The sequence below is a fragment of the Caballeronia sp. genome (assembly GCF_049581465.1).
GTDB lineage: Bacteria > Pseudomonadota > Gammaproteobacteria > Burkholderiales > Burkholderiaceae > Caballeronia.
Window position 1 is genome coordinate 1 of the sequence record NZ_JBAUSA010000409.1, and the last position, 4,852, is coordinate 4,852.

The following is a 4,852-nucleotide window of genomic DNA, read 5'->3' on the forward strand; positions in this document are numbered from 1 at the left end:
GATCCAGTCGGCCAGCGCGCCGATGCTTCGGAGTGCCGGTCCGGCACTTCGGCTGTGGCCGGGTAGATCGACGGCGAGCACGCTCAGGCCGTGGTAGGCGAAGTAGCGGCTTTGAAGCGCCCAGACGCTGTGATCGTGCTGCGCGCCGTGAATAAAGACTGCTGCCGGGCGGCTCGGGTCGAACGCGTTGCCACCGGTGTAGGCGTAGGCCTGCGCACCGTTCACATCAAGCATCATGTGCGGCTCCCTTCCGTCTTCTGGGACGCCTTGAGGCCGCGCTTGAGGTCGTCGATGAGATCGTCGGGATCTTCCAGGCCGATCGACAGCCGGATGCGTCCTGGTCCAATACCGGCGGCGGCAAGGGCGGCGGCGTCCATCCGAAAGTGCGTTGTGGATGCGGGATGGATGACGAGCGAACGGGCATCGCCGACGTTGGCCAAGTGCGAAAAGAGACTCAGTGCTTCAATAAACCGCCGCGCTGCAGCCACGTCGCCGCGAAGATCGAAGCTGAACACGGCGCCCGCCCCGCGCGGCAGCAGGCGCTTGGCCAGCGCGTAGTCGCGATGACTTTCGAGTTCCGGATACGCCACGCCTTCCACGGCCGGATGAGCAAGCAGGAACTCGATCACCTTGCGTGTATTGGCGACATGGCGGTCCATCCGCAGCGGCAACGTTTCAATGCCCTGAAGCAGTTGCCACGCGGCCTGCGGATGCAGGCACGCGCCGAAATCGCGCAAGCCTTCGCGACGGGCGCGTAGCAGGAACGGTGCGACGGTGCTTTCCTCGGCGAAGACCATGCCGTGAAAGCCGTCGTAGGGTTGGGTGAACTCGGGGAAGAGGTCGGTCGTGGTGAAATCGAAGGTGCCGCCATCCACCAGTACGCCACCAATGGTCGTGCCATGGCCGCCCAGGAATTTTGTCGCCGAGTGGTAGACGAAATCGGCGCCATGGTCGAATGGGCGCAGCAGGTAGGGCGTGGTGAAGGTGGAATCGACCAGCAGCGGCACATGATTCGCATGAGCGATGGCCGCTATCGATTCGATATCGAGCACGTCGAGCCCCGGATTGCCGAGCGTTTCACCGAACAGGAGTCGCGTATTGGGACGCACGGCCGCGCGCCATGCGTCGTGATCGTTCGGGGGCACGAACGTCGTCTCTATACCGAAGCGCCTGAGCGTGTAATGCAGCAGGTTGTGCGAGCCGCCATAAAGCGCGCTGGAGGCGACCACGTGGGAGCCCGCGCCCATCAGCGTCGCAATGGCGAGATGCAGCGCGGCTTGTCCGCTCGCCGTTCCGATAGCGCCAACGCCGCCTTCCAGAGCAGCCACGCGTTCCTCGAATACGGCAACGGTCGGGTTCGAAATGCGCGAATAGACGTGGCCCGAACGCTCCATGTTGAAGAGCGAGGCCGCGTGGTCTGTATCGCGAAAGGAGAACGAGGTGGTCTGGTAGATCGGCGTGGCACGGGCGCCGGTCGTGGGATCGGGTGCGGCGCCGGCGTGAAGGACAAGCGTATCGAAGCGGTTGGCGGACATCGTGGGCGGCTACGGAAGGAAAGAGTCATTTATCGTAACATCGGGTACCGCGGGACAAACTTGGGGTAGACGCCAGCGTCGGCCCGGTTAGGCTTTACCCGTAATGGAATGACCACCCAATCGGGCGCAAAAGCCCGTCCGGCGTGGTTCCGCAGACGAAATACGAGCGTCCTGAACGCTTTCTTTTTAGTTGTCTTTCCGCTAGGATCGACAAACAGCCCGGCTTTTCGCGAGGAGACAATCATGCGAGTCAGCGACATTTTGAAGGTCAAGGGCAACGCGCTCTTTACGGTAACGCCTGAAACGCCGCTGAGCGATGCGATCAACACCATGGCGTTGCACGACATCGGATCCCTGGTCGTGATCGAATATGGCGATCTCGCCGGAATGCTAACGTTTCGCGAGATCATTCTTAATTTGAGCGAGAACGGCGGCACGGTCGGTTCATCGACCATTCGCAAAGTTATGGACGATCATCCGCTCACGTGCACGCCGGAAACGGACGTGAACGAGGTGCGCCGCATGATGCTTGAGCATCACGTGCGCTATCTGCCGGTGATGGAAAAGAGCGTGCTGATGGGCGTGATTTCTTTCTACGACGTCGCCAAGGCCGTCGTGGAAGAACAGGGCTTCGAAAACCGGATGCTCAAGGCGTATATCCGTGACTGGCCTGAACAGCAGGAAGAGGCGCGCTGATCCGGGCGTCGGGCGCGAACGCAAAGTCTCATTTGCGCATCAGATTTTCCCCTTTTCATGCCACCTAAAAAGCGCGCCGCATGGCGCGCTTTTTTTTCGCGCCGGGCGTTCTTTTCCTTCTGCTGCACGCATGTCATGCGACGCGTTCAGCATTCACCCTTCCACTCTTTCCGCCTTTCGCGCCACATCTCCATAATCCATGAGCGATTCACCATCGACCCGCGCCGAATCCATCAAACCCGCGAAACACGCACACGGCGAGGGCCAGTTCAGCCTGCTACGCGAGCGCCGCTTCGCGCCGTTTTTCTGGACGCAATTTCTCGGCGCGCTCAACGACAACGTCTTCAAGGTCGGATTCACCTCCCTGGTCACGTTCCAGGCGGCGCGGTTTTCCGGCGTCGACCCGAAGACCGCCGCGTTCTTGATCTCCGCCATCTTCATCGTTCCGTTCGTGCTGTTTTCCGCGACATCGGGCCAGATCGCCGATAAATACGACAAAGCCACGCTCACTCGCCTCGTCAAGACGTTCGAGATCGCGGTGATGCTGATAGGCGGCGCGGGCTTCATCTTGCATAGCGCGCCGCTGCTCTATATCTGCACGTTCTTGATGGGCGTCCATTCGACCGTGTTTGGTCCCGTGAAATACGCCTATCTGCCGCAGCATTTGAAGTCGTTCGAACTGGTCGGCGCCAACGGTCTCGTCGAAATGGGCACGTTCGTCGCGATCCTGATTGGAACGATACTCGGCGGCGCGGCGGCTGGATTGACCGAGCAGGGTGCTTCGCTGCTGGCCGCTTGTTGCGTGACGTTTGCCTTGATCGGACGCGCTGTATCGGCCTTCGTGCCCAAGACCGCCGCGATGCAGCCCGACCTGAAAATCAACTGGAATCCGTTCAGCGAGACATGGCGCAACCTCGTGCTTGCCCGCCAGGACCGGACCGTATTCCTGAGCCTGCTCGGGATTTCGTGGCTGTGGTTCGTCGGGGCGACGTTTCTCACCTCCTTTTTCAACTTCGCCAAGGACGTGTTGTCGGCGAACCCGGATGTGGTGACCGTGCTACTCGGCACGTTCTCAATCGGTATTGGGATCGGTTCGCTGCTGTGTGAAAAGCTATCGAAGCGAAAAGTCGAGATAGGACTCGTGCCGCTTGGCTCGATCGGCATCAGCGTGTTCGCCATCGACCTCTTTTTTGCGAGTCATGGCATCAAGACCGCCGATCACCTGCTGGGCGTCGGCGAGTTTCTCCGCGTCGGCCTGCACTGGCGGATTCTCGCCGACCTGTTCCTGCTAGCCCTTTTTGGTGGTCTGTACAGCGTGCCGCTCTACGCACTGATCCAGGCGCGCAGCCTGCCGACGCATCGCTCGCGCATCATTGCCGCAAACAATATTCTCAATTCGTTCTTCATGATCGTATCGGCGCTGATGGCCGTCGCGCTAACGTCGGCGGGTGTCGGCATTCCGGGGCTCTTCCTCACCACGGCGTTGCTGAATATTCTGGTGGCCGTTTATATCTACTCGCTCGTGCCTGAGTTTTTGCTGAGATTTCTCGCCTGGATTCTCGTGCATACGTTCTACCGGATTCGCCTGGTGAACGCCGAACGTATTCCTGAGCATGGAGCGGCCGTGCTGGTTTGCAACCACGTGAGTTTCGTCGATGCAATCGTGATCATGTCTGAAAGTCCGCGGCCGATCCGTTTCGTCATGGACCACCGGATTTTCCGCTCGCCCTTCGTGGGCTGGCTGTTTCGCCACGTGAAGGCGATTCCCATTGCACCGGCGCACGAAGACGCGCAACTGCTGGAGAAGGCCTACGACGCATGTGGCCGCGCGCTCGCAGAGGGCGAACTGGTGTGCATTTTCCCGGAAGGCAAGCTCACGCGAACGGGCGAGATGAGTCCGTTTCGACACGGCATCAGCGAGATCCTGAAGCGCCATTCGGTGCCCGTCGTGCCGATGGCGCTTCGTGGCCTCTGGGGCAGCGTCTTCTCGCGACAAGAGGATCCGCACTGGCCACGGCCGCTTCGACGCGGCGTGATGAGCCGGCTGACGCTGGCAGTCGGTGAGCCGATCGATCCGGCCGACGCCACGCCGGAACATCTGCAAGCGCTCGTTGCTGCCCTGCGAGGCGCGCGCAAGTAGCGTCGGCGGGTGATGCAAAGGCTGAGCGCAGGGTGAGGTCGAGGGCGAGAGACTGGCATAATATTGCCTCTTTCGCTCTTTTCAGGACGACGCTCATGTCCGGCAATACACTCGGCACGCTCTTTACCGTCACGAATTTCGGTGAGTCGCATGGCCCCGCGATCGGCTGCGTGATCGACGGTTGTCCGCCGGGCATGGCATTGTCGGAGGCGGATATCCAGATCGAACTGGATCGGCGCAAACCGGGCACGTCGCGACATGTGACACAGCGCCAGGAAGCCGATCAGGTCGAAATTCTTTCCGGCGTGTTTGAAGGCAAGACAACGGGGACGCCGATTGCGTTATTGATCCGCAATACCGATCAACGTAGCAAGGATTACGGCAATATCGTGGAGACGTTTCGTCCTGGGCACGCCGACTACACCTACTGGCAGAAGTATGGCGTGCGTGATTATCGCGGCGGCGGGCGTTCGTCGGCGCG

5 protein-coding genes are annotated in these 4,852 nt (G+C 60.6%); 3 read left to right on the forward strand and 2 right to left on the reverse strand.

Annotated features, from left to right (window positions below; all coding sequences use genetic code 11):
- Both WCA53_RS10265 and WCA53_RS10270 read right to left on the reverse strand, forming a co-directional pair.
- Window positions 1-237: alpha/beta fold hydrolase (locus WCA53_RS10265; protein WP_423908715.1), on the reverse strand; the 237-nt coding region annotated here is incomplete at its 3' end.
- Complete coding sequence (locus WCA53_RS10270) at window positions 234-1,535, reverse strand: O-acetylhomoserine aminocarboxypropyltransferase (protein WP_423908717.1); 1,302 nt, start codon at window positions 1,533-1,535, stop codon at window positions 234-236. The genes WCA53_RS10270 and WCA53_RS10265, both read right to left, overlap by 4 nt.
- A 243-nt stretch (window positions 1,536-1,778) precedes the next feature.
- Here WCA53_RS10270 and WCA53_RS10275 point away from each other — a divergent pair, with 243 nt between their 5' ends.
- The 3 genes from WCA53_RS10275 to WCA53_RS10285 form a co-directional block, all read left to right on the forward strand.
- Window positions 1,779-2,231: a CBS domain-containing protein gene (locus WCA53_RS10275; RefSeq protein WP_423908719.1), complete on the forward strand. Its 453-nt coding sequence runs from the start codon at window positions 1,779-1,781 to the stop codon at window positions 2,229-2,231.
- Between the two features lie 199 nt (window positions 2,232-2,430).
- Window positions 2,431-4,371, forward strand: a complete 1,941-nt coding sequence (locus tag WCA53_RS10280) for an MFS transporter (RefSeq protein WP_423908721.1) — start codon at window positions 2,431-2,433, stop codon at window positions 4,369-4,371.
- A gap of 95 nt (window positions 4,372-4,466) precedes the next feature.
- On the forward strand, window positions 4,467-4,852 hold a 386-nt coding region (locus WCA53_RS10285; protein WP_423908724.1), incomplete at its 3' end, for a chorismate synthase.